Below are 24,940 nucleotides of genomic sequence, written 5' to 3'. Positions count from 1 at the left end.
TGTCGCTCAGGATAGGCCTCCGCCGGTCAGAAACAGCGTTGCCAGCAACTGGTCGATGCTGAAGCTCAGCAGGAGATCGAAAATCAGGATCGCCGCCGCCGGCCCCGCTTCGACGCCAAGCACGGTGCGCGCGATCTGCCAGCGATACCAGCCAAGCAGCCCCAGCGCCGGCAGCGACAGCAGCATCGCCCCGCCGGCCGGCAACAGGCCCAGCGAATAGGGGATCAGCGGCAGCGCGAAAGCGGCCGAGGTCAGCAGCATGCCCCAGTTATAGGTGATCAGATAGGCGGTGTAGTTGGCGCCGAGGCCGAGCACCCGCGCAATCCGCAGCATCGCAAGCAGAAACAACGCCCAGTAGATCAGCGTGCTCGCGACTTCGACGGCAAGGAAGGCACCGAAGGAAATCTCGAAGGTGATGTCGAGTTCTTCCTGCGCGATCTGCCACAAGGCGGCGGCGGTGAGGAAGAGGATCGGAACCGAAAGCACCAGGCCCGTAAACGAACGCAACGCGCCGTCGGCCGACAGGTCGAAACATTCGCGCGCGCTCTCCTCGCGCTTGACGATCCGCCAGGCGCCGGTCAATCCGCTGGTGACTTCATTGACGCTGGTCATGCGCCCGCCCGCCCGGCGAAATAGCCGCGCAGCACCGTTTCGTAAATATCGGCAAGCCGCGCAATATCGTCGATGCCGGCATTTTCGTCGGCCTTGTGCATGGTCTGGTTGAGCAGCCCGAACTCGACGACCGGCGCATAGGCGCGGATGAAGCGCGCATCGGACGTGCCGCCAGTGGTCGAAAGTTCTGGCGTCACCCCGGTCACTTTCCGGGCGGCCTCGGCGACCAGTGCCGAAAAAGGTCCGGGCGCGGTGACGAACGCCTCGCCCGAGGTCACCGCCTTGAAACGGTAGCGCGCGCCGGTCTCGGCGGCGACCGCGTCGAAGACGCTGCGCATCCAGGCTTCCAGCGAAGCGCCGGTATGCCGGTCGTTGAAGCGGATATTGAGCATCGCCCGCGCGCTTCCGGGAATGAGATTGGTCGTCGGATTGCCGACATCGACCGAGGTGATTTCGAGATTGGACGGCTGGAAATGGTCCGTCCCCTCGTCCAGCACATGAGCGTCGAGCCGTCTCAGCATTTCAAGCAGCTTCGGCACCGGATTGTCGGCCAGCTGCGGATAGGCGACATGGCCTTGTGTGCCTTCCACCGTCAGCCAGCCATTGATGCTGCCGCGCCGCCCGACCTTGATCGTGTCGCCGAGCCGCTCGGCGCAGCTCGGTTCGCCGACGATGCAATGATCGATCGTCTCGCCCCGCGCGGCCAGCCGCTCCAGCATCTTTTTCGTGCCGTTGATGCTCGGGCCTTCCTCGTCGCCGGTAATCAGCAGGCTGATCGAGCCCTGAAAGCCCTCGGCCACGACCCGCTGCGCTGCCGCGACGAAACTGGCGATCGAGCCCTTCATGTCCACCGCGCCGCGCCCGTAAAGCCGCCCGTCCCTGGTCGCCGCCGCGAACGGATCGGCGCTCCACGCCGAAGCCTCGCCCACCGGCACGACATCCGTATGACCGGCAAAGCAGAAATGGGGATGCCCGCTGCCGATCCGCGCATAGAGATTGTCGATATCGGGCGTGCCCTCGGCCGAAAACCGCATCCGCTCGCAAGCAAAGCCCAGAGGCGCCAGATAGCGCTCCAGCACGGCGAGCGCGCCGGCATCTTCCGGCGTCACGCTCGGGCAGCGGATCAGCTCGATCGCAATGTCGAGCGGCTTGTAGGGTGTGGCGGGTGCGGTCATGCCCCTTTGGTAGCCCGCCGCCCGCCGCGCCGTCAAATGGACCCGGAGCATTTTCCGGCGAAGTGGACGCCGGTTCGCCGTCGAAAATGCGACCGAACGAAAATCTAATCCCTCAACAGCTCGTTGATGGCGGTCTTGGCCCGCGTCTGCGCATCCACCGTCTTGACGATGACGCAGCAATAAAGCGACGGCGCCGGCGACCCGTCGGGATTGGCCTTGCCCGGCAGCGAACCCGGCACCACCACCGAATAGGGTGGCACCTTGCCGATATGCACCTCGCCGGTCGCCCGGTCGATGATCTTGGTCGAGGCCGAAATAAAGACGCCCATCGAGAGCACCGCCCCCTCGCCGACAATCACGCCTTCGACCACTTCCGAGCGCGCGCCGATGAAGCAATTATCCTCGATGATGACCGGGTTGGCCTGCAACGGCTCCAGCACGCCGCCAATGCCGACACCGCCCGACAGGTGACAATTCTTGCCGATCTGCGCGCAGGAACCGACGGTCACCCAGGTATCGACCATCGTCCCCTCGTCGACATAGGCCCCGAGATTGACGAAGGACGGCATCACCACCACGCCGGGCGCGATATAGGCCGAACGGCGCACCACGGCGCCGGGCACGGCGCGGAACCCCGCCTTGCGGAATTCGGCCTCGCCCCAGCCGGCGAATTTCGACGGCACCTTGTCCCACCAGCTGGTGTTGTCGCCCGGTCCGCCGGCAATCAGCGCCATGTCGTTGAGGCGGAAGGAGAGCAGCACGGCTTTCTTGAGCCATTGATGCACCACCCACTCATCCTTGAACTTCTCGGCCACCCGCGCCTTGCCGCTGTCCAGCGCGTTGAGCGCTTCCTCCACGGCCTCGCGCACCTCGCCCTTGGTCTGGAAATTGACGGCGTCGCGATTGTCGAAAGCGGCCTCGATGACGGGCTTCAGATCGGCAAGGCTCATGGGGTTCCTCTCGGCATGGCAAGGCAGGGCCGGGGCAAGATAGCCCCGGCCCTCACCCTGTCAACCGGGATGGGAAAATGGGTCTCAATCCGCCGCGATCGGCAGCGCCGGTGCGTCCTCGCGCAGCGCGCTTTCGCGCACCGGCCGGGGTTCGCCAAAGAGATAGCCCTGGCCGAGTTCGACATTGAGATCGAGAATGTCGACGACCTCGCGCTCCGCCTCCACCTTGTCGACGATCAGCTGAATGCCGTTGCGGCGCAGCAGTTCCTTCAAATCGCCGGCATCGATATCGCCGGACGCCATCTGGCGCCCGTCGAGCAGCGTCTCGGCCGACACCTTGATGAAGCGGAAATTGCGGTCATGCAGCATCTTCGGGTTGAGCTTGAGGCTGGTCACCTGGTCCATCGAGAAGCGGAAGCCGAGCGCGGCCAGCGCCTCGAAGCTCGCCTGTTCCACCGGCCCCGCGCCGTTGACCGTCATCTGGCTGAATTCGAAAATCAGCTGCTGCGCCAGATCCTTGTTGTGCTGCATATATTCGATGAACTGCGGAAAGAAATCCGAATCGAGCAGCGAGAAGGCCGAGATGTTGCAGAAGACGCCGGTCTTGCTGTTGCGTTGCGCCAGCTTGCGCACCACCTGGATGCAGCGGAAGAGCAGAATATTGTCGACCGCCGGCATCATGCCGGCAGGCTCGGCGACGCGCATATAGTCGCGCGGCATGATCAGTTCGCCGCGATCGGTCCTGAGCCGCGACAGACCTTCGTAATAAAGCACCTTGCGCTGCGGCAGGCTGACCACCGGCTGCAGGTAGAGATCGACGCGGTTGGTTTCGAGCGAGCGGCGGATCGCGTCCAGAAGTTCGGCATCGTCCATCTGCTCGACGCCGCGCACCGGTGCCGGCGGCGGCACGTCGCTTTCGGGTGTCGCATACGCGGCTTCGGCGGGCGCCGATGCTTCGATGGCGGGTGCTTCTGTGGCGGCGGCAACGGCGCTGGCGGCGCGCGTTTCGGCCAGCCGCTTGACCAGGCTTTCGATGACGCGGATTTCCGAGAAGATGCGTTCCATCCGCTCGGCCGTCTCGCGCTCGAAGCGTTCTTCCATTTCGACGATCTTGTCGGCCGCATCGTCGAGATCGCGCGACAATCCGGCGGCAAGGCTGGTCAGTTCCTGCAATTCGCGCCGCACCTGCTTGCGCTCGATCGAACGCGAGATTGCGGCATGCGCTTCGGCGCCCAGCAGGCAGGCGATGAGCCCGCCAAGGGCGGCCAGCTTCGGATCGAAACCGAAAATCTCGATCGCCGCGAAAGCAAGCCCGATCGACGGCAGCACATAAAGCAGCGTGGCGGCGGAATGTTTGATCGACAGCGGCATGGGAAGTCCCCCGTTCCCCCGGAAAACCCGAAGATTCACTCGATCTTCACCCTATGCCCGAGCCCTTGAGAAACGGTTAACTAGTTCGGGTCGTTTTGCGTCAGCAAACGAAAAGGTCAGGTGGACCTTTTCGAGGCCCGAACGCCCGGAGCGCAAGCGGAGGGCCAAGGCCCCTCACCCTTCCCACCGACACGGCTTCGCCGCATCGGCGGGCCCCCTCCCTCTCCCCAGCGGGGAGAGGGGTGAGAGGACACAAGAAAAGGTCCAGTGGACCTTTTCGTCCTCGAACGCGGGCGCAAGCCCGCGGAAGGGTGAGGGGGTCTTGCGGCGCACTCGGCGCCGCCAATCGCCCTCACCGCATCCTTGCCTGCCTTGCCAAACTCCCCCAATGCGCCGCCATCGGCGCCGAGGGCCGGAAGGCCGGGTTTTCGGGCACGCGCAGCACTTTTTCGAGCCAGCGCGCCTCGGCGGCGTCGGCCTCGCGCCAGATCGCCGCTGAAAGCGCCCCGGCCTCCGCCGCGCTGCCGCCCCGCTCGAGCAGCGCCTCGACCCGCGCCACGAACGAGGCCTCCAGCCGGTCGCGCTCGCCCGCGAAAGCCGCCAGCCTTTCGGGATAATTCCTGAGCACCGCCCGGTGCAGGCGCTCGTGGCGCCACCAGCGCGTCCGCGCATCGAACACATCGCCCGGCGCCGGGCCGAAATCGGGCAGCCCCGCGCCCTCGAAACCGGGGCCGAAAAACACCGGCTTGAAAATCCCGGTATCGGGCGCCGCGGTCGCCGTCAGCCAGTGAACGGATCTTCCATTCCCGAGTTCGGCCACCCATGACGCCGTCGTCTGCCCGAAACGCCGGACCGGCCCGTAAGTCGCATGCGCCGACACCGCGCCGCCGAGAATCCCGTCCGGCCGCCAGTCGGACCGCCGCGCCGCCTGCGCCCCGTGATCGCGCAGAAAGCCCATCATCTCGGTGGCCTGGATGCCGCCCGTCTTCGCGCCCAGCAACGCGCTGGTCCGGCACCAGCGCTGATGCCCGCTGGCCAGTGCCGAGCGCTTGCGATTGGCGAAGACCTCGGCGAAGTCGAACACCTGACCTTCGGGCGAAAGCCCATGCGCCTGCGCCAGCCGTTCCGCGCCGTCGCTCAACCGTTCGAAATCGCTCCCGATCGTGTAGCTGTTGGAAATGCTGCGTTTGGCCGCAACCCGCTCCACCGCCCAGTCGCGCCCCACCGTTTCGAGCACGAAGGCCTCGCCGCCCGCATCGGCGATGATGAACGAGTTGTGATATTCGAAGCGGCCCTTATGGGCGCAATTGCCGCCCTGGCCGAATTCGCCAAGCAGCCGCGTGATGACATCGACCGCTTCTTCCGCGCTCGCACCGCGCTCAAGCCCGAGCCGCAACAAATCCATGCCGATCAGCGCCGGCGTCGAGCCCGGCGCGATCTTGGCATGCACCGCCTCATTGCCGATCACGACGCCATGCTCGTTGGCGCCCATTTCCGCGCCCCACATCCAGAACGGCCGCGACAGCAACACGCCATGCGTGCGGCGCACCTGCGGGATCGAAATGTAAGTGCAGGCGAGCATCGCCCCCGGCTGATGCGTTGCCGCCGGCACCAGCAGCGGATATTGCGCCTCATTGGCCTCGCGGTCGGAATTCTTGGCAAACAAGAGCGCGCCCGTCGCCGTCGCCCCCGGTCGCGCCACCAGCGTATCGCACATGAATTCCGTCTCCCTCGGCCCCGACGACATAAAGCGCGCCCATGCTATAATGTCCGCCGGTGAAAAGGCGAGGAGAGCAGCCATGTCCGCTCATGATTTCGAATTCCTGACCGTCACCGGCGAGGCGCTGCCTTTGTCGCGTTTCGCCGGCAAGCCCGTCCTGATCGTCAACACGGCGAGCCGCTGCGGCTTCACCCCGCAATATCGCGATCTTCAGGGCCTGTGGGAGCGCTACCGCGCCCGCGGCCTCACCGTCATCGGCGTACCGTCCAACGATTTCGGCGCCCAGGAGCCCGGCACCGAGGAAGAGATCGTCGAATTTTGCGAGGTCAATTATGCGGTCACCTTCCCGCTGACCGCCAAGCAGCAGGTCGTCGGCACGCAAGCCCATCCCTTCTATCTCTGGATCGCCGAGACCGCCGGCGAGGATGCGCGCCCGCGCTGGAACTTCCACAAATATCTGCTCGGGCCTTCGGGCGAGCTGGTCGAGATCTATCCGAGCAAGGTCGGTCCGCTCGACGCCGGCCTCGTCGCCGAAATCGAAAAGCTCTTGCCGTGAGCGGCTACGGCCCCATCGCCGTCGAGCTGGCGCGCTACAATCAATGGCAGAACGAAAAGCTTTACGCGCTGGTGGCCGGCCTCGCGCCGGATGAGATCGCGCGTAATCGCGGCATGTTCTTCGGCGACATTCTGGCCACCCTCGATCACATGCTGATGGTCGAAACGCATCTCCTGGCCTATATCGACGCCGGCACGCTGCCGGCATCCTTCGATCCCGACCGCCGCATCGAAACCGAATTCGAAAATCTCCGCGCCGCCCGCATCGGCATGGATGCCCGCCTGCGCATGAAATGCGAGGAGGCCGAACCGCAATGGTTCGACGAGGTCATCGTCATGCCGTCCGGCCGCGCGCTGCCGCGCAGTTTCTGGTGGGCGCAGCTCTTCAACCACGCCACCCATCACCGCTCCCAGGTGACGTCGGAGCTGACCCATATGGGCCTCGACTATGGCAGCACCGACATGCCCTACAACCCCCTGACCCAGTTCCCGGCACCGTAAGGCCCCTCACCCTTCCCACCGACGCGGCTTGCGCCGCGCCGGCGGGCCCCTTCCCTCTCCCCAGCGGGGAGAGGGAGGGAGCGGGCGTCAGCCCGCGGAAGGGTGAGGGGGGTGAGAGGCGGTTCGCGTCAGCGAACGAAAAGGTCCTGTGGACCTTTTCGAGCCTCGAACGCCCGAAGCGCAAGCGAAGGGCCGGCAAAACAAAAAAGGCCCGGCGTCTCCGCCGGGCCTTCCTTGTACGGACGAAAACGAAATCAGCTGGTCGTCAGCGGCGACAGGCGGATTTCGACGCGGCGGTTCTGCTCGCGTCCGGCCGCCGTGTTGTTGTCGGCAATCGGCTGGCTCTCGCCGGCGCCGACAATGTAGAAGCGCCGCGAGTCGACGCCCTGGCCGATCAGATAGCTGCCGACGCTCTGCGCCCGGCGCTGCGACAGTTCGAGATTGTACTGGTCCGAACCGGTCGAGTCGGTATGGCCGGTCACGTCGACCAGCGTCTTCTCATATTCCTTCAGCACCACCGCGACCGAATTGAGCACTTCGAAGAAGCGCGCATTGATGTCCGACGAATTGGTGGCGAAGGTGACATTGCCCGGCATGTTGAGGATGATGTCGTTGCCGACGCGCGTCACGCTGACGCCGGAGGCACGCAAGCGCTGCGTCAGCTCCTTTTCCTGCTGGTCCATGTAATAGCCGATGCCGCCGCCGGCGAGCGCGCCGATGCCGGCGCCGATCATGGCCCGCTGCCGCCGGTCGGTGGAATCGCCGCCGCCGATCAATCCGCCGGCCAGCGCGCCGACAACGGCGCCGCCCAGCGCGCCATAGGTCGTCTTGCTGGTTTTCTGTTCGCCGGTATAGGGGTCCTGCGTCGTGCAGGCGGCAAGGCCGAATGTCGCGATGACGGCGACAATGGCAAACTTCTTGAGCAGCATGGTGGAACTCCGATCTGAGGATGAGGCATTTACCGCGAGGCGGCGGCCCGGTCCGGTTGAAGGCGGCCCCTGGTCCCTGCGGCCGGCGTCGAGAGCGCGGCCATATGGATTTCGGGGGCGATGGTGTAAAACGACCCCGTACCCCGTTGGTCGCCGTAATCCTAGCAAATCGCGCGTCCGGCGGGAACGGCCTTCGACTAGGTATAAACACGGAAAAACCGCGAATCCGCGCCCCAAACGGCCGCGGCTTCGGACCGGAAAGGAAACATCCATGTCGCTCTTCGATCTCACCGGCAAGGTCGCCATCGTCACCGGCTCCACCAAGGGCATCGGCGAGGCCATCGTCCACCGCATGGCCGAGCATGGCGCGAAAGTCGTCGTTTCCAGCCGCAAGGGCGATGCCTGCGACAAGGTCGCCGGCGAGATCAACGCGAAATATGCGGACCGCGCCATCGCCGTCCCCTGCAACATTTCCGAAAAATCGGACCTGCAGCGCCTGGTCGACACCACCATGAAAAAATGGGGCCGCGTCGACAGCCTGGTCTGCAACGCGGCGGTCAATCCCTATTTCGGCCCCTCCAGGGACCTGCCCGACGACGCCTTCGACAAGATCATGGGCGCCAACATCAAGTCGAACCACTGGCTGGCCCACATGGTGCTGCCGCAAATGGTCGAGCGGAAAGAGGGCTCGATCACCATCATCTCCTCGATCGGCGGCTTGCGCGGCTCGCCGATCCTCGGCGCCTATTGCGTTTCGAAGGCCGCCGACATGCAGCTCGCGCGCAACCTCGCGGTCGAATACGGGCCGCAGAATATTCGCGTCAACTGCATCGCGCCCGGCCTGATCAAGACCTATTTCGCGAAAGCCCTTTGGGACAATCCCGAAATCCTCGAACGCTCGACGGCCGGCGCGCCGCTGAAGCGCATCGGCATGCCCGACGAAATCGCCGGCGCCGCGGTCTTTCTCGCCAGCCCCGCCGGCGCCTTCATGACCGGCCAGACCATGGTCATCGACGGCGGCGCCACCGCGTCGTGAGCGCGACCGCGGCATCGATCCGTACACGTCCTTTCGTCGCCGCCGACCGCGCGGCATGGGACGTCATGTGGGTGGCCTATCTCGCTTTCTACGAAACATCGCTGCCGCCCGAAACGAGCGAAGACACCTGGGCGCGCTTTCTCGGCCCCGCACCGAACCATATCGGCCTGATCGCCGAAAGTGCGGGCGAGGTCCTCGGCTTTGCCCATGCGCTGCTTCACGCCGGCACCTGGAACCCGAAGCCCGTCTGCTATCTCGAAGACCTTTATGTGAACGAGGCCGCAAGGGGCCGCGGCGCCGGCCGCGCTTTGATCGAGGCGCTCGCCGATCGCGGCCGCGCCGAAGGCTGGCTGCGCCTCTACTGGCAGACGGATGCCGCCAACACAACCGCCCGCGCCCTCTACGACAAGCTCGGCGAGGCGAAGAACTGGGTCAGATACGATCTGGACCTGTGAGGTGCAGGCTCCTTCCTTCCACCCGCCCCTGGGGGGCGGGTCGAAAAATTCGAAGAATTTTTCGGGGCGGGGGGTGAGGGGTGGTTTGCGGAACGCAAACAAAAAAGGTCCAGTGGACCTTTTTGAACACCGAACGCCCGGAGCGAAGCGAAGGGCTACACCTTGCCGCTTTACCCCCGCCCCGAAATTTGCTCCGCTGACGCGCCGCAAATTTCGACCCTCCCCAAGGGGAGGGTGGGACAAACTGAAGGGCTGGAACGGAATGAAATCCATCGTCGTCACGGGCGTCTCGACCGGCATCGGCCACGCCGCCACGCAAACCCTTCTACAGAAGGGCTTCCATGTCTTCGGCTCGGTCCGCAAACAGGCCGACGCCGACAGGCTGAAAAAGGAATTTGGCGCGAACTTCACGCCCCTCGTTTTCGACGTCACCGATGAAGCGGCGATCCGCGCCGCCGCCGCGCAAGTCCGCACCGCGCTGAAAGGCGAGACGCTGGCCGGCCTTGTCAACAATGCCGGCATCGCCGTTTCGGGCCCGCTGCTCGAGGTCGACCCGGCCGACTTCCGTACACAGATGGAAGTCAACCTCACCGGCCCCTTTCTGGTGACCCAGGCTTTCGCGCCGCTCTTGGGCGCCGACAAATCGCTGAAGGGCGCGCCCGGCCGCATCGTCAACATCTCCTCGGTCGGCGGCATCCGCGCCATGCCCTTCATCGGCCCCTATGCGGCCTCGAAATTCGCGCTCGAAGGTTTTTCGGAAGCCCTGCGCCGCGAGCTGATGCTGTTCGGCATCGACGTCATCGTCATCGGCCCCGGCCCGGTCAAGACCGCGATCTGGGACAAGGCCGAGGAGATCGACATCGCCCGCTACGGCAACTCGCCCTACCTGCCGATCCTCGAGAAATTCCAGAAGGTCTTCATCGACCAGGGCCGCAACGGCCTGCCGGCCGAAAAACTCGGCCAGCTGATCCACAAGGCCCTGACGACACCGAAGCCGCGCGTCCGCTATTCCGCCGTCAAGGGCCGCCTCGCCGAAAAAATCCTGATGGCCGTCGCCTCCAAACGCACCCTCGACAAGGTCATCGGCAAGATGCTGGGCCTGAAGCCGAAATAGGGCAGGGCGCACACCGCCCTTTCTATCTTCATCTTTGCGAGCGAAGGCGGAAGCGCCAGTTCCTTCCTTCTTCGCGCCTTCGCGTCTTCGCGAGCAGTTCCTTTTCCTCCCCCCTCCGCGGCTCCGCGCCTCCGCGTGAGTCCCTTCCTTCTTCCTTCCTTTCCGCCACACGGAATCCGCCCTCAAACCTGTCGACAAACCGGCCATCCTGTCCGACGCTGCCGCAAAACCCGAGGGAGCACCCCATGGCCGATCTTCTGGCGACATCCGCGCGCTACATCGACAACGACATTTACGAAGGCGCCGGCCTCGTCAACCGGCCGACCACCGAGCTTTCGGAAATCGCGCCGGGCATCGCGCTGATCGAGGCCTTCTCCCATGTCGTCGCCTTCCGCACCGGCGACGGGCTGGTGCTCTTCGACACCAGCCTCGAAGCCTTCGGGCAGGGCGTGCTGAAATCGCTGCGCGGCTGGACGAAGGAGCCCGTCTCCCACATCTGCTACACCCATGGCCATGCCGATCATGTCGGCGGCACCGGCGCTTTTCTCTGCGAGGCCTGCGAGGCGGGCGCGCGCCGCCCGCAAATCCTGGCGCATGAAAATGTCAGCCCGCGCTTCCGCCGCTACGAAATGACCAATGGCTACAACTTCACCATCAACGCGCGCCAATTCGCGCCAGCGACCGAGCTGCGCATGGGCGGGCAGGGGACGCCCGGCCCGCGTCGCTTCGGCCCCGATCCCTGGGTCGAGCCCGACACCACCTTCCGTGAACGGATGGAATTCCGCTCGGGCGACACCCGCTTCGAGCTTTATCATGCGATCGGCGAGACCGACGATCATCTCTGGGCCTGGATACCGGAGCACAAGGCGATCTGCTCGGGCGATTTCGTCACCTGGGTTTTTCCCAATGCCGGCAACCCCCAGAAAGTGCAGCGCTATCCGCTCGAATGGGCAAAGGCCTTGCGCGAAATGGCCGCCCGCGAGCCGGAGCTGCTGCTGCCCGCCCATGGCCTCCCCATCGCCGGCCGCGCCCGCATCGCCGGCGTCCTCGACACGATTGCCTCGGCGCTCGAATTTCTGGTCGCTCGTGCCCTCGACATGATGAATGAAGGCGCCCGCCTCGACGACATCGTCCATGGCGTCAAGCTGCCGGCGCATTACATGGACAAGCCCTACCTGAAACCGGTCTATGACGAGCCGGAATTCATCCTGCACAATATCTGGCGCCTCTATGGCGGCTGGTATGACGGCAACCCGGCAAACCTCAAGCCCGCGCCCGACGCGGCGCTGGCGCGCGAACTGGCGGCACTCGCCGGCGGCGTCGGCAGACTTGTTCAGCGGGCGGAGGAACTGGCCGCCGCCGGCACCGAAGCCGAGATGCGCCTCGCCTGTCACCTGGTCGAGGCCGCCACGCTGGCCGAACCCGAAAACCGCGACGCCCACATGGCCCGCGCCGCCGTCTATGGCGCCCGCCGCAAGGCCGAACTCTCGCTGATGTCGAAAGGCATCTTCGGCTGGGCCGAGCGCGAGTCGGCAAAGAAGGCGGGGAAGAACGACGCCTGATTTCCCTCTCCCCATCGGGGAGAGGGAGGGAGCGGCCGTCAGGCCGCGGAAGGGTGAGGGGGTGCTGCCTCGCGGTCACTGCCCGATTCACGCCAACCCCGGGGATAAGTTTTCTGAAAAAACCTGTCCGCCGGGGATAAGGGCAGTTATCCCCACGGGGATAAGTGCGTTTGTGACAGTTTTATGACAGTTTTGTGACAGAGGGGGGGTCCGCTGTCCTTTTCGCTGTCAAAATCGCTGTCACAAATGCCCGTTCAGACCCTCAACCGACCTTGTCGAGCACCCGCTTGAAGCGCGCGAAAATATCGTCGATCTCGTCCGCCGAAACGATCAGCGGCGGCGAGAAGGCAATCGAGTCGCCCGACACCCGCACCATCATGTTCTCCTCGTGGAAGGCCGCGCGCATCGCATCGAAGCCGCGCTTGCCCGGCAGTCCGTCGACGGGCGCGAGATCGACGGCAGCGACAAGTCCGATCGTGCGCACATCGAGCACCAGCGGATGGCCCTTCAACGTCATCGACGCTTCAGCGATATGCGGTTCGAGTTTCTTCGCCCGCTCGAACAATCCTTCGTCGCGATAGAGATCGAGCGTCGCCAGCGCCGCGGCGGCGGCGAGTGGGTGACCTGAGTAAGTATAGCCGTGAAAGAGATCGATCGCGTGGTCGGGTCCGGTCTGGAACGCTTCATAGATGCGGTTGTGCACCACCGCGCCGCCCATCGGCACCGTGCCCGAAGTGATGCCTTTGGCAAACGTCATGATGTCGGGCGCGACGCCGAAACGCTCCGCCGCCGTCGCATGGCCGAGCCGTCCGAAGCCGGTGATCACCTCGTCGAAAATCAAAAGAATGCCGTGTTTATCGCATATTTCGCGCAGCCGCTTCAGATAGCCCTTCGGCGGCGGCAGCACGCCGGTCGAGCCCGCCATCGGCTCGACGATGACCGCCGCGATGGTCGAGGCGTCATGCAGCTCGACCAGCCGCTGCAACTCGTCGGCGAGATGCGCGCCCCATTCGGGTTCGCCGATGGTGAAGGCCTGCTCGGCGCGATTATAGGTATGCGGAAGATGATCGACGCCGGCCAGCAGCGGTCCGTAGAACTTGCGGTTGGCGACCATGCCACCGACCGATATGCCGCCGAAGCCGACGCCGTGATAGCCGCGCTCGCGGCCGATTAGGCGCGTGCGCGTGCCCTCGCCATTGGCGCGGTGATAGGCGATGGCGATTTTCAGCGCCGTGTCGGCCGCTTCCGATCCCGAATTGCAGAAGAACACATGATCGAGATCCTTGGGCGTCAGCGCCGCGATCCGGCTCGCCAGTTCGAAGACCTTGGGATGCGCAAACTGGAACGACGGCGCGAAGTCGAGCTCGCCGGCCTGCTCCTGGATCGCCTTGACGATCGGCGCCCGGCAATGCCCGGCATTGGAACACCACAGCCCCGCCGTCGCGTCCAGCACCGCCGTCCCGTCCGGCTTGTAATAATGCATGTCCTTGGCCCGCGCGATCAGCCGCGGCTCTTTTTTGAACTGCCGGTTCGGCGTAAACGGCAGCCAGAAGGCTTCGAGATCGTTCGGCGTCAGCGTGGTCATGCGTAGGCACTCCGGGCGCGCGGCATCATCGCCGGCGCGATTGCGATAATCGACAATTGAAAGTCCACGGCTTCTCGAAAGCAAGCGGGCTTTGCGTGACTCTTTTAAAGCTGTTGAGTATCCTAAACAAATGACGGGGGACTTCCGACGCGCCCACAGCTCCGCCCCGCCCGCGGAGCCGATTGAAGGGGAACAGAAAGGGCCGGATGTCGGCACGCGCCTGCGCGAGCTGCGCAAGATGCACGGGCTGTCGCAGCGCGAACTGGCCAAGCGCGCCGGCGTCACCAACGGCACCATCTCGCTGATCGAGAAGAACAGCATCAGCCCCTCGGTCGGCTCGCTGAAAAAGGTGCTGGACGGTTTCCCGATCTCGATCGCCGATTTCCTGACGCTGGAACTGAAGCCGCGCAAGAAAGTCTTCTATCAGGCCAAGGAGCTGCGCGAGATCGCCAGCGGCGCCGTCAGTTTCCGTCTGGTCGGCCGCGACACGCGCGGCCGCGCCATCCAGATGATGCATGAGCGCTACGCGCCGGGCGCCGATACCGGCGACGAGATGCTCTCGCACACCGGCGAGGAATGCGGCATCGTTGTGGCCGGCGTGCTGGAGCTGACGGTGGGCGGCGAGGTCCGGCGCATGGTGACGGGCGATGCCTATTATTTCGACTCGCGCCTGCCGCATCGTTTCCGCAATCCCGGCACCGTCGACTGCGTGGTCGTCTCGGCCTGCACGCCGCCGAGTTTCTGAGTTTCCCATGTCCGCAACCGCCAGTCTCGAAACGCTTCTCGCCCGCCCCGGCATCATCGTCGCGCCCGGCGCCTATGACGCGCTGTCGGCGAAACTGGCGGCGAAGGCCGGCGCGCAAGTTGTTTACATGACCGGCTTCGGCGTCGCCGGCGCGAGTTTTGGCGTGCCCGACATCGGCCTTGTCAGCGCCGCCGAAATGAGCGAGCGCGTGCGCGCGATCGCAGCCGCCGCAGCGCCGGTGCCGCTGATCGCCGATGGCGACAATGGGCATGGCGGGCCTTTGAACGCGGCGCGTCTGGCGCGCGCCTATGAAGCGGCGGGCGCGCAATGCATCCAGATCGAGGATCAGGTCTTCCCGAAACGCTGCGGCCATATGGAAGGCAAGGAAGTCGTGCCAGTCGCAGAGGCAGCGGCGAAAATCCGCGCGGCGGCAGAAGCACGCGCGAGCAAGGCATTCAAGATCATGGCGCGGACCGATGCGCGCGCGACGCATGACCTCGACGAGGCGCTGCGGCGCGGCGAGGCTTTTCTGAAAGCCGGCGCCGACATTCTCTTCATCGAGGCGCCGCGCGACGAAAAGGAATTGCGAAAAGTCGCCGAGACATTCAAGGGTACGGCCCTGGTCGCCAACATGGTCGAGGACGGCAAGACACCTTATCTCGGCGCGAAGGCGCTGGAAGCTCTCGGCTTCAAGATCGCGCTCTTTCCGGTGTCGGCCCTGCTCGCTGTGACAGCGCGGTTGCAGGCTGTCTATGAGGTTCTGCTGAAAGGCGAGGGCTTGCCCGCCGGCGAGGCGCGCGTCACCTTCCAGCGCTACAATGAACTGATCGGACTGCCCGAGATGCTGGCGGATGCAGCGGCCATAACGAAGAAGACGGAGACCTGATGCCGAGCTGGTCGAACATTCTGAAACGCATCGCGGCGGGCGAGATGGAGAAGGCGCCGCCGCATGTCGCGGCGCTGAAGCTCTATGCGGGGAAGCTGACAATCATCGAGCCGGGCCGCATCCGCTACGACTGGCCGGTCGATCCGTCCTTTCTCAATCCCGTCGCCGTCTTCGGCGGCTATCTGGCGACGCTGGCCGATCAGACCTGCTCCTTCGCGCTGATGACCCTGCTGAAGGACGACCAGAATTTCACCACATCCGATCTGCAGATGCATTTCTTCCGTCCGGTGACGGAAGGTATTCTGTCATGCGAGGGGCATGTGCTGAATGTCTCGAAGACGCAAGCCTATGTCGAAGCGACGTTCACGAATGGCGATGGCAAGCTGGCGCTGAAGGCGCGGGCGGTGGAACGGATCATTCCGGCTTGATACCGGTCCACTTCCGGATGATCTGCTGCAACGCGCCGATGGCTTCGAGGCGGCCGAGCCAGTCGTCGACCCGCATCTTGAACACTTCGTCTTGCGGCAGCAGATAGGCTTTCTCGGCCCGCGTGAAGGGCTTGTCGGGATTGACCGCGCAGAGTTCGGGATGCTCGCGCGCCATGATCCGCGTTTCGATGGCATCGGTGATCATCACATCGGCGCGGCCCTCGACAATTTCCTCGAAGATCGTTGCATTGTCGGTGTGCAGGATCAGCGTCGCGCGGGAAATACTGGCGCGGGCGAATTGTTCATTGGTCCCGCCCGGATTGACGATCACGGTCACGCCTTCGCGGTCGATCTCGTCCAGCGTCTGGAAACGCTTTGCATCTTCGCAGCGGGCAATCGGCGCCTTGCCGTCGCTCAGCAGCGGATCGGTGAAGAACGCCGTCGCCGCCCGCGCCTCGGTGATCGAAATGCCGCCCATCGCAATGTCGAACTTGCCGCTCGCGAGGTCGTCCATCAGCGTCGGCCAGCTCGTCCGGACGATGACGAGCCGTGCGTCGAGATCGGCCGCCAGCGCCTCGGCCAGGTCGACATCGAGCCCTTCGAAATGGCCTTCCGGTTCTTCCCAGGAAAAAGGCTTGTAGTCGCCGCTGAGGCCGACGCGAAGCTCGCCCGCTTCGGCGATGCGCGCGAGGGTCGGGCTTCCCTCCCAGCGCGCCGCCGCGGAGCCGGGCAGCAGAAGCAGCAGGAGAAGCAGGATGGGGAGGTGGCGGAAATAACGCATGGCTGAACTATAGGCGCGCGGCGCCCGGGCCGGAAAGCCCCTGCCTTTGCTGGACTGTTAACGGATCGGCTGCTAGAAACTCGGGCCATGAAAATCATCGGCCTTCACGGGACCCGTCCCGCCATATGCGCGCGAATTACAGGCCCGGCCTGCCGCTGAGGGACCGCCCGGTCCCGCGCGGCACGAGCCGGGTGAACTTGTTCTCCAATCGCGCAACCCCGAATAGCTGGGACCTTCCATGTCCACCGACGAAAACCCGACCGGCCGCGACTACCGCGACACATTGTTTCTGCCCACGACCGATTTTCCGATGAAGGCGGGCCTTCCCGTCCGCGAGCCCGAATGGCTGGCGCGCTGGGAGAAGCTCGGCCTTTACAAGCGTCTGCGCGAAGAAGCGAAGGGCCGCGAAACCTTCGTGCTTCACGACGGCCCGCCCTATGCAAACGGCAACATTCATATCGGCCATGCGCTGAACAAGATCCTGAAGGACGTCGTCGTACGCTCGCAGCAGATGATGGGCAAGGACGCGGCTTACGTTCCGGGCTGGGATTGCCACGGCCTGCCGATCGAATGGAAGATCGAGGAGAAATATCGCAAGCAAGGCAAGAACAAGGACGAGGTGCCGCCGCTCGAGTTCCGCCGCGAATGCCGCGAATTCGCGCAACACTGGGTCGATGTGCAGCGTGAAGAATTCAAGCGCCTCGGCGTTTCCGGCGAGTGGGACAATCCCTACCTCACCATGTCCTTCGACGCGGAAGCCAGGATCGTCGAGGAGTTCCAGAAATTCCTGATGAACGGCTCGCTCTATCGCGGTTCGAAACCCGTCATGTGGTCGGTGGTCGAAAAAACCGCGCTCGCCGAAGCCGAAGTCGAATATCACGACCACACCAGCCACACGATCTGGGTGAAGTTTCCGGTGGTAAAGGGTAGCGCACTTGCCGGCGCGTCGATCGTCATCTGGACGACGACGCCCTGGACGATCCCCGCCAACCGCGCAATCTCCTGGTCGCCGAAGATCGCCTACGGCCTTTATGAAGTGAAGGCGACCGGCGAAAGGCTGGTGCTTGCCGATGCGCTGGCCGAACAGGTGAAGAAAGATGCGAAGATTGAGGAATGGACGCGTCTGCGTGACGTGACGGCGAACGACCTTCAGGGCATCGTCTGCGCACATCCGTTCAACGGACAAGGCTACGACTTCGACGTGCCGCTGCTCGCCGGCGATCACGTCACGGAAGAAGCCGGCACCGGCTTCGTACACACCGCGCCCGGTCATGGTCAGGATGACTACATGATCTGGGTCGAGAATTTTGGCTCGAAAGACATTCCCGAAACGGTCAACGAAGAGGGCGCTTATTACGATCATGTCCCGCTTTTCGCCGGCAAGTTCGTCCTGACGCGGCAGGGCAAGGAAGGCAACGCCAATGCCGCCGTGATCGAGGAACTCGAAAAGGCCGGCGCGCTGCTCGCGAAGGGCAAGGTCACGCATTCCTATCCGCATTCATGGCGCTCCAAGGCACCGCTGATCTTCCGCAACACGCCGCAATGGTTCGTGGCGATGGATGCGCCGATCGAGGCGGCGGGCGGCAAGCCCTTCCGCCAGGTGGCGCTGGAGGAAATCGAGAAGGTACGCTGGGTGCCCGCGCGCAACCGCAACCGGATTTACGCGATGGTGGAAGGGCGGCCCGACTGGGTGCTGTCGCGCCAGCGCGCCTGGGGCGTGCCGCTGACGCTCTTCGTCAAGAAGTCCGACGGTTCTCTGTTGCGCGACGAAAAGGTCAATGCGCGCATCGTTGAGGCGGTGGCAAAAGAGGGCGCCGATGCGTGGTTCGAGCATCCGGCTAGTGACTTTCTCGGTGGCGAATACAGCGCCGACGACTACGAGCGCGTCACCGACATTCTCGACGTCTGGTTCGATTCAGGCTCGACCCACGCCTTCGTGCTCGAAGCGCGCGGCATGCCGTCGCCGGCCGATCTTTATCTCGAAGGCTCCGACCAGCATCGCGGTTGGTTCCAGTCGTCGCTGCTCGAAAGCTGCGCCACGCGCGGTCGCGCGCCCTACAAGCAGGTCCTGACGCATGGCATGACGCTGACCGACAAGGGCCTCAAGATGTCGAAATCGCTCGGCAATGCGATCGAGCCCGAGGCCATCGTCAAGCAGAACGGTGCCGACATTCTGCGCCTCTGGGTCGCCTCGACCGATTACTGGGAAGACCACAGCATCGGCAACGAAATCGTCAAGTCGAATGTCGAGGCCTATCGCAAGCTGCGCAACACCTTCCGCTATCTACTCGGCAACCTCGACGGCTTTTCGGATGATGAGCGTGTCGCGGTGGCCGACATGCCGGAGCTCGAACGGTCGATCCTGCATCGCCTGAGCGAACTCGACGAGATCGTGCGCCGGTCCTATCTCGATTACGACTTCAAGCGCGTGACGCACACTTTGTCGAACTTCATGAATGTCGATCTCTCGGCCTTCTATTTCGACATCCGCAAGGACGCGCTCTATTGCGATGCGCCGTCGAGCCTTCGCCGCCGCGCCTGCCGCACGGTGCTGGACGAACTTTTCTCCTGCCTCACCGCCTGGCTGGCCCCGGTCCTCTGCTTCACGGCCGAGGAAGTCTGGCTGTCGCGGTTTCCGGCCGATGACGCTTCCGTGCATCTGCGCATCTTCCCGACCGTCCCGGCCGACTGGCGCAATGAAGCGCTGGCCGAGAAATGGCGCGAGGTCCGCGAGCTGCGCCGCGTCGTCACCGGCGCGCTGGAAGTCGAGCGCCGCGAAAAGCGCATCGGGGCAAGCCTCGAGGCCGCGCCCGAAGTCTATGTCTCGGACGCCGATCTGCTGGCGGCGATGAAAGGTGTCGATCTCGCCGAGCTGACGATCGTCAGCCAGGCGACGCTGATCGAGGGCGAGGGCCCCGCCGATGCATTCAGAATCGACGATGTGCACGGTGTCGCTGTGGTGCCGAAGCGCGCCGAAGGCCGCAAATGCGCGCGCTCATGGCGCATCCTGCCCGAGGTTGGCGGCGATCCCGAATTCCCGGATCTCAGCTTGCGCGATGCAGCGGCGGTCCGGGAATATGACGCGCAATCGCTACGTCGGGAGGCTTGATGCCATGAAGGATCTCTCGCGAAAAACGTTCTGGGGCCCCTTGTCGCTGCTCGGCTTCGCGGTTGCCATCGCCGGCTTCGCGATCGACCGTCTGCACAAATGGTGGATGCTCGACATCTACGAGATCGGCCTGCGTGGCCGCGTCGAGGTGACGCCGTTTTTCGATCTGGTCATGGCCTGGAACAAGGGCGTCAGTTACGGCCTCTTTCAGGCCGAAACCACGCTCGGCGTTCTGATCCTCGTTTCCTTCGCATTGGCGGTGACTTTTGGCCTCGGCCTGTGGCTGGCGCGGGCCGAGCACCGGGCGATCGCGCTGGCCATTGGTCTGATTATCGGCGGCGCGGTCGGCAATGTCGTCGACCGTCTTGTCTATGGCGCCGTGGCGGACTTTTTTAGTTTTCACGCCTTCGGATTTTACTGGTATATCTTCAATGTTGCCGACATCTGGATCGTTCTGGGCGTGATGCTGATCCTTCTGGATTCGGTCTGGCCGGGGGCCTTTGGTCCGGGCAAAAATGACGGAAAAGCGGACGGCAAACCCGCCTGAGCGGCGCGCCATCGCGAGGGAGTTAAGCGACGTGATCACCGAACCGAAGAACCTTCGCCACGCCGGCCTTGTGGCCGCGATCGCCCTCTCGCTGACGGCTTGCGGGGGCGGCAGCCTCAGCGACACGCTGGGTTATGGCAAATCCGCGCCGGACGAGTTCACGATCGTCACCAAGGCGCCGCTGGTCATGCCACCGGATTTTTCACTGCGTCCGCCGCAGCCCGGTGCGCCCCGCCCGCAGGAGGTGCTGCCCTCCGCCGGCGCGCAGCGCGCTTTGATTGGCAACGCCGAAGTGGGCGATCCCGCGGCTCAGGATGTCACCGCGGGTGAGCGGGGGCTTTTGGCAAGCACAGGCGCAGACGCCGCCGATCCGCGCATTCGTCAGGTCGTCAACACCGAAACGCGCTCGCTGATCGAGCAGGACAAGACATTCGTCGACGACGTGATCTTCTGGCGCAAGCCGGGCACGTCGCCGGATGAGCGCCTGGTCGATCCCCGCGCGGAGGCCCAGCGCATCCAGCAGAACGAAGCCGAGGGCAAGAATGTGACGGAAGGCGAAACGCCGACCGTGAAGCCCAAGAAAAAAGGCTGGTTCTCCGGCATTTTCTGAGCGAGTGGCGGTCCGCGCCGCTTTGGGGGCCGGTGCCCTGACGCCCGGCCTTTTGGAGTGAAGTATTGCCCCGTTTCCGATTTCTCGCGCCGCGTGTTCTTGGTCCCGCTGTCGCCGTCATTCTGATTGCGGTACTCGGCGCGACGATCTTGCTCTGGCGCGGCGGCGACGAAACCGCTTCAGGCGCACCTCTGAGTTTCCGACTTGCCAACGGCATGGAAGTGCTGGCAATCCCCGACCGCCGCGCGCCGGTCGTTACCCATATGGTCTGGTATCGTGTCGGCGCGGCCGACGAAACGCCCGGCAAAACCGGCCTTGCCCATTTCCTCGAACACTTGATGTTCAAGGGCACAGCAGACATCGCGCCGGGCCAGTTCTCGCGCATCGTCGCGCGCAATGGCGGTCAGGACAACGCCTTCACGCATTATGATTTTACCGCCTATTTCCAGGTCATTGCCAAGGACCGCCTGCCGCTCGTCATGGAGATGGAGGCGGACCGAATGACCGGTCTTGAACTCACGGATGCCGAGGTGCTGCCGGAGCGCGATGTCGTGATGGAGGAACAGCGCACTCGGGTCGAGAACAATCCGATGTCGCTGCTGCAGGCTGAAATGAACGCGGCGCTTTATGGCGATCATCCCTACGGCCGGGACATTATCGGTCACAAGGAAGAGATTGAAACGCTCACGACCGAGGACGCGCTCGATTTCTACAACCGTTTTTATACGCCCAACAATGCGACGCTGGTCGTCGCCGGCGACATTTCGCTCGACGAGTTGAGGCCGCTGGCAGAAAAATATTACGGGTCCATCGCGCAACGCGCACCGACATTCGAGCGAGAACGCGCGCAGATCGCATGGCCGGAAGAAGACCGTCGCGTCGTTCGCCGCGATGAGCGCGTGCATGAACCGACATGGCTGCGGTTCTATCCGGCGCCGGACTACAGCAATGCCGGCGCACGCGAAGGCGCTGCCTTCGATGTGCTGGCGGAAATTTTGGGTGGCGGTCAGACAAGCCGCCTCTATCGCAATCTGGTGATTACGCAAGGCATCGCCGCCAGCATCGGGTCCTGGTACGAAGGCAGTCGGCTCGACGCCGGCAAGTTTGGCCTTTATGCGCTGCCGCGCGTTGGTGGCGCACTTGAAGATCTCGAAAAGGCGATTGACGCCGAGATCGCGCTACTGCTTGCGGAAGGCGTGACTGCCGAAGAGTTGGATCGCGCGAAAACGGTCATCGCCGCAGGTGCCGTCTACGCACGCGATAGCCAGCGCGCCATGGCCTATGCCTATGGCGAGGGTCTGATGACGGGCATGTCGGTGACCGACATTCACGAGTGGCCGGACCGCATTCGTGCCGTCACGGCCAGTGATGTGCTCGGCGCGGCACGCAGTGTGCTCACCGGTCGCGCCGCCGTGACCGGAGAATTGTTGCCGGGAGGTGGCGCATGACCGCCCGCGCTTTATTCGGCATTCTTCTGGCTGCAATTCTCTTTCTGGCGACACCGCTCTCTGCGTTTGAAATCGAACGTGTGGTCAGCCCCGGCGGTATCGAAGCCTGGCTTGTCGAGGAACGCACAGTTCCCGTCATCGTGATGGAGGCGGCGTGGGAAGGCGGCACCGTGACCGACACCGCCGAAAAGGCCGGTACGGCCAATATGGCGGCTTCGCTTCTGGGCGAAGGTGCGGGCGACCTGCCGTCGCAAGCTTTCCAGGCGCGTCTCGACGATATCGCGGCACAGATGTCATTCTCGGTCGACAATGACTATTTCAACGCTTCGCTGAAAACGCTGGTCGAAGCGCGCGACGAAGCCTTCGCACTCTTCGCGCTCGCTATTGTCGAACCGCGCTTCGACGACGATGCGGTCGAACGCATCCGCGCCCAGATTGGCGTTGCGGTTGCGCGCAATCGCCAGTCACCGGACTGGCTGGCGGCCGATGCCTGGTACCGTGCGGCACTGGGCGGCCATCCCTATGCGTTGAACCGGCAGGGTACACCCGAAACGCTGGCGCGCATCTCGCGCGGCGACCTGATCGGCTATACGAAGAATGTACTGGCGCGCAACAACCTGAAAATCTCTGTCGTTGGACCAATCTCGGCGGACGAGCTCGGCACGCTGCTGGACAAGACCTTCGGCGCCTTGCCGGCCGAAGCGGTGTTGCCGGAAATTCCGGTGGTTGAAGTTGCGTCCGGCGCCCAGACCATTGTTGTTGAGCGCGATTTTCCGCAAAGCGTCGTTATTTTCGGCGCGCAGGGCATGGCGCGTGACGACCCGGATTTCATTCCGGCTTTCATGATGAACTACATTCTGGGCGGCGGCAGCTTTTCCTCGCGGTTGATGGAAGAAGTCCGCGAGAAGCGCGGTTTGGCCTATTCGGTCGGCACCTCGCTTTCGCCGCTGAAAAAGGCAGCGATGATGTTCGGGCAGGTGGCGACGCGAAACGAACGTGTTGGCCAGTCGCTGTCGATCATTCGTGGTGAGCTGCGGCGCATGGCGGAGGAGGGCGTCTCGCCCGCGGAACTCGCTGACGCCAAGACCTATCTCACCGGCTCCTACCCGCTGCGCTTTACATCCAATAGCGCGATCGCCAACCAGCTCATGGGCATACAGACCGAGAACCTCGGCATCGACTATGTCGAGCGCCGCAACGGCCTGATCGAGGACGTGACGCAGGAAGACATCGCGCGCGTTGCCCGGCGCTTGCTGCGGGCTGACGACCTGGTGGTGGTGATTGTCGGCCGGCCGAATCTTTCGCCCACGGTCGAAGGTCTGCCGGAAACCGGCGACATGGCGCCCCCCGCAGCGCCCGGCCGCCAGCACTAGCCGCATCCGGCTGACCCGCGATCTTCTGGCCGGCCGCACGGCTTCTTGTTAGGCTCCAATTTGCCGAGTCGATTCCGGCATGTTTCCGATCTCAGGATGGAAAATTTTGCATGGCCGCTGCCGCGCCCTACGTCCAGTCGATCGACGCCTGTTTCAGCGACGCCATAGGAGAGGGTGGGCTCGCACGCGCAGATTTCGACGCCGCGCTCACCCTGGCGGAAAAGGCCTTGGGCCGGCTGCGCAAGGCCCATGAGGACGGGTCGCTGCCGCTGCTCCGGGTGCCGGCGCGCCGCGATGACTTTCCGGCCATTGAATCCGTGGCCTCGGCGCTCCTCGACAACACCACCGATCTTTTCATCTTCGGTATTGGCGGCTCGGCCCTCGGTGCACAGGCACTGGCGCAACTGACCGGCTGGGGCACGCAGGCCCATGTTCAGAAGGGCGTCCGAATCCACGTGCCCGACAATCTCGATGCCGCGACCATGGAAGCTGCGCTGTCGAATGCCGATCTGCGCACCACGCGTTTTCTGGTGGTCTCGAAATCGGGCGGCACCGTCGAGCCCGCAATCCAGACGCTCGCCGCCATGAGCGCCATCGAAAAGGCGGGCGGCGGCAAATACATGAAGCATCACTTCGCGGTGTTGACGGAGCCGGCGAAGAACGGAAAACCCAATCCGATGCGCGCACTGGCCGAGGCACAAGGCTTCCCGACGCTCGATCACGACCCGGGCGTCGGCGGACGCTATGCGGTGCTGACCAATGTCGGCCTGCTGCCGGCTTGTCTGATGGGTCTCGACATTGCAGCCATACGCGAAGGGGCGGCCTCGGTACTGGCACCGGTCCTCTCCGGCGCGCCGGCAAGAGACGTGGCGCCGGCCGCCGGCGCCGCCCTTTCGCTTGCGCTGGCGCAAACGAGAGGTGCCAGCATTTCGGTTTTCATGGCCTATGCCGATCGGTTGGAGCGTTTTCTGTCGTGGCACTGCCAGCTCTGGGCTGAAAGTCTTGGCAAGGACGGCAAGGGCACGACGCCGGTCAAGGCGCTCGGGCCCGTCGATCAGCACAGCCAGTTGCAGCTCTGGCTCGACGGCCCGCGCGACAAACTTTTCACGGTCTTCATGACCGAGGTCAAAGGCAAAGGCCCGATGGCGAGCGCCGATCTGGCCAAGGGCACGGATTTCGCATTCCTTGGCGGCTGCACCGTGGGCGATCTCGTCGATGCTGAGCAACGTGCGACAGCGGACACGCTGGCGAAGAATGGTCGCCCCGTCCGGACCTTCCATCTGTCGGCGCTTAACGAACGCACGCTCGGTGCGCTTTTCATGCATTTCATGCTGGAAACCATGATCGCCGGCGACATGCTGGGCGTCGATCCGTTCGATCAGCCGGCGGTCGAGGAAGGCAAGATTCTCGCCCGGAAGTATCTTGCGCAAGGGAGCGCTTGAGGCACA

Annotated in this window: 23 protein-coding genes; 15 read left to right on the top strand and 8 right to left on the bottom strand. The window is 64.2% G+C overall.

Annotation, left to right across the window (positions count from 1 at the left end):
• Positions 1-6: 6 nt before the first annotated feature.
• From Q7V31_RS09355 to Q7V31_RS09335, 5 genes are all read right to left on the bottom strand, one after another.
• On the bottom strand, positions 7-612 hold the full coding sequence (locus tag Q7V31_RS09355; RefSeq protein WP_304733800.1) for a hypothetical protein: 606 nt from the start codon (positions 610-612) through the stop codon (positions 7-9).
• On the bottom strand, positions 609-1,787 hold the full coding sequence (gene dapE, locus Q7V31_RS09350) for a succinyl-diaminopimelate desuccinylase (RefSeq protein ID WP_304733799.1): 1,179 nt from the start codon (positions 1,785-1,787) through the stop codon (positions 609-611). The genes Q7V31_RS09355 and dapE overlap by 4 nt, the downstream gene beginning before the upstream one ends.
• Positions 1,788-1,891: 104 nt before the next feature.
• Positions 1,892-2,737, bottom strand: a complete 846-nt coding sequence (gene dapD, locus Q7V31_RS09345) for a 2,3,4,5-tetrahydropyridine-2,6-dicarboxylate N-succinyltransferase (protein ID WP_304733798.1) — start codon at positions 2,735-2,737, stop codon at positions 1,892-1,894.
• 84 nt (positions 2,738-2,821) lie between these two features.
• A complete protein-coding gene (locus Q7V31_RS09340; RefSeq protein WP_304733797.1) occupies positions 2,822-4,108 on the bottom strand; it encodes an EAL domain-containing protein in 1,287 nt (428 codons plus the stop codon).
• A 352-nt stretch (positions 4,109-4,460) separates the two neighbouring features.
• Positions 4,461-5,825: a hypothetical protein gene (locus Q7V31_RS09335; RefSeq protein WP_304733796.1), complete on the bottom strand. Its 1,365-nt coding sequence runs from the start codon at positions 5,823-5,825 to the stop codon at positions 4,461-4,463.
• Between the two features lie 82 nt (positions 5,826-5,907).
• On the opposite strand from Q7V31_RS09335, the gene Q7V31_RS09330 reads away from it, so the two are divergent.
• Both Q7V31_RS09330 and Q7V31_RS09325 read left to right on the top strand, forming a co-directional pair.
• Positions 5,908-6,384 carry a glutathione peroxidase gene (locus Q7V31_RS09330; RefSeq protein ID WP_304733795.1) on the top strand — a complete coding sequence of 159 codons (477 nt, stop codon included), beginning with the start codon at positions 5,908-5,910 and terminating at the stop codon, positions 6,382-6,384.
• The gene (locus Q7V31_RS09325) at positions 6,381-6,884 is read left to right on the top strand and encodes a DinB family protein (protein WP_304733794.1); all 504 of its coding nucleotides are present in this window, start codon (positions 6,381-6,383) and stop codon (positions 6,882-6,884) included. Before Q7V31_RS09330 ends, Q7V31_RS09325 begins: the two co-directional genes overlap by 4 nt.
• 254 nt (positions 6,885-7,138) lie before the next feature.
• Here Q7V31_RS09325 and Q7V31_RS09320 read toward each other — a convergent pair whose 3' ends face one another.
• On the bottom strand, positions 7,139-7,810 hold the full coding sequence (locus Q7V31_RS09320; protein WP_304733973.1) for an OmpA family protein: 672 nt from the start codon (positions 7,808-7,810) through the stop codon (positions 7,139-7,141).
• A 274-nt stretch (positions 7,811-8,084) separates the two neighbouring features.
• Here Q7V31_RS09320 and Q7V31_RS09315 point away from each other — a divergent pair, with 274 nt between their 5' ends.
• The 4 genes from Q7V31_RS09315 (at position 8,085) to Q7V31_RS09300 (ending at position 11,980) form a co-directional block, all read left to right on the top strand.
• Entirely contained in the window at positions 8,085-8,849 is a 765-nt protein-coding gene (locus Q7V31_RS09315; RefSeq protein ID WP_304733793.1) for an SDR family oxidoreductase, read from the top strand.
• Complete coding sequence (locus tag Q7V31_RS09310; RefSeq protein WP_304733792.1) at positions 8,846-9,304, top strand: GNAT family N-acetyltransferase; 459 nt, start codon at positions 8,846-8,848, stop codon at positions 9,302-9,304. The genes Q7V31_RS09315 and Q7V31_RS09310 overlap by 4 nt, the downstream gene beginning before the upstream one ends.
• Positions 9,305-9,566: 262 nt before the next feature.
• A complete protein-coding gene (locus Q7V31_RS09305; RefSeq protein ID WP_304733791.1) occupies positions 9,567-10,418 on the top strand; it encodes an SDR family oxidoreductase in 852 nt (283 codons plus the stop codon).
• A 245-nt stretch (positions 10,419-10,663) separates the two neighbouring features.
• Positions 10,664-11,980, top strand: coding sequence for an alkyl sulfatase dimerization domain-containing protein (locus Q7V31_RS09300; protein ID WP_304733790.1), 1,317 nt, complete (start codon positions 10,664-10,666; stop codon positions 11,978-11,980).
• 262 nt (positions 11,981-12,242) lie between these two features.
• Here the strand turns inward: Q7V31_RS09300 and Q7V31_RS09295 are convergent, their stop codons facing one another.
• Positions 12,243-13,565, bottom strand: coding sequence for an aspartate aminotransferase family protein (locus Q7V31_RS09295; protein ID WP_304733789.1), 1,323 nt, complete (start codon positions 13,563-13,565; stop codon positions 12,243-12,245).
• 130 nt (positions 13,566-13,695) lie between these two features.
• Here Q7V31_RS09295 and Q7V31_RS09290 point away from each other — a divergent pair, with 130 nt between their 5' ends.
• Genes Q7V31_RS09290 through Q7V31_RS09280 form a run of 3 tightly spaced genes read left to right on the top strand, consistent with a single transcriptional unit; the run spans position 13,696 to position 15,624 of the window.
• Complete coding sequence (locus Q7V31_RS09290; RefSeq protein WP_304733788.1) at positions 13,696-14,310, top strand: cupin domain-containing protein; 615 nt, start codon at positions 13,696-13,698, stop codon at positions 14,308-14,310.
• A gap of 7 nt (positions 14,311-14,317) precedes the next feature.
• A complete protein-coding gene (locus tag Q7V31_RS09285) occupies positions 14,318-15,196 on the top strand; it encodes an oxaloacetate decarboxylase (protein ID WP_304733787.1) in 879 nt (292 codons plus the stop codon).
• Positions 15,196-15,624 carry a PaaI family thioesterase gene (locus Q7V31_RS09280; RefSeq protein ID WP_304733786.1) on the top strand — a complete coding sequence of 143 codons (429 nt, stop codon included), beginning with the start codon at positions 15,196-15,198 and terminating at the stop codon, positions 15,622-15,624. Before Q7V31_RS09285 ends, Q7V31_RS09280 begins: the two co-directional genes overlap by 1 nt.
• On the opposite strand, the gene Q7V31_RS09275 is transcribed toward Q7V31_RS09280, so the two are convergent.
• Positions 15,611-16,405: a transporter substrate-binding domain-containing protein gene (locus tag Q7V31_RS09275; RefSeq protein ID WP_304733785.1), complete on the bottom strand. Its 795-nt coding sequence runs from the start codon at positions 16,403-16,405 to the stop codon at positions 15,611-15,613. The two genes, Q7V31_RS09280 and Q7V31_RS09275, sit on opposite strands and share 14 nt — an antisense overlap.
• Positions 16,406-16,643: 238 nt before the next feature.
• On the opposite strand from Q7V31_RS09275, the gene ileS reads away from it, so the two are divergent.
• From ileS to Q7V31_RS09245, 6 genes are all read left to right on the top strand, one after another.
• A complete protein-coding gene (gene ileS / locus Q7V31_RS09270; RefSeq protein WP_304733784.1) occupies positions 16,644-19,514 on the top strand; it encodes an isoleucine--tRNA ligase in 2,871 nt (956 codons plus the stop codon).
• A 4-nt stretch (positions 19,515-19,518) separates the two neighbouring features.
• Positions 19,519-20,061 carry a signal peptidase II gene (gene lspA / locus Q7V31_RS09265; protein ID WP_304733783.1) on the top strand — a complete coding sequence of 181 codons (543 nt, stop codon included), beginning with the start codon at positions 19,519-19,521 and terminating at the stop codon, positions 20,059-20,061.
• Between the two features lie 31 nt (positions 20,062-20,092).
• Positions 20,093-20,671, top strand: a complete 579-nt coding sequence (locus tag Q7V31_RS09260) for a DUF3035 domain-containing protein (RefSeq protein ID WP_304733782.1) — start codon at positions 20,093-20,095, stop codon at positions 20,669-20,671.
• 65 nt (positions 20,672-20,736) lie between these two features.
• Positions 20,737-22,119, top strand: a complete 1,383-nt coding sequence (locus Q7V31_RS09255; RefSeq protein WP_304733781.1) for a pitrilysin family protein — start codon at positions 20,737-20,739, stop codon at positions 22,117-22,119.
• Positions 22,116-23,492 carry a pitrilysin family protein gene (locus tag Q7V31_RS09250; RefSeq protein ID WP_304733780.1) on the top strand — a complete coding sequence of 459 codons (1,377 nt, stop codon included), beginning with the start codon at positions 22,116-22,118 and terminating at the stop codon, positions 23,490-23,492. Before Q7V31_RS09255 ends, Q7V31_RS09250 begins: the two co-directional genes overlap by 4 nt.
• 110 nt (positions 23,493-23,602) lie before the next feature.
• Positions 23,603-24,934, top strand: a complete 1,332-nt coding sequence (locus Q7V31_RS09245) for a glucose-6-phosphate isomerase (RefSeq protein WP_304733779.1) — start codon at positions 23,603-23,605, stop codon at positions 24,932-24,934.
• Positions 24,935-24,940 lie beyond the last annotated feature (6 nt).

The organism is Parvibaculum sp. (assembly GCF_030651915.1).
GTDB lineage: Bacteria > Pseudomonadota > Alphaproteobacteria > Parvibaculales > Parvibaculaceae > Parvibaculum.
This window is presented reverse-complemented; position numbering and strand designations above follow the sequence as displayed.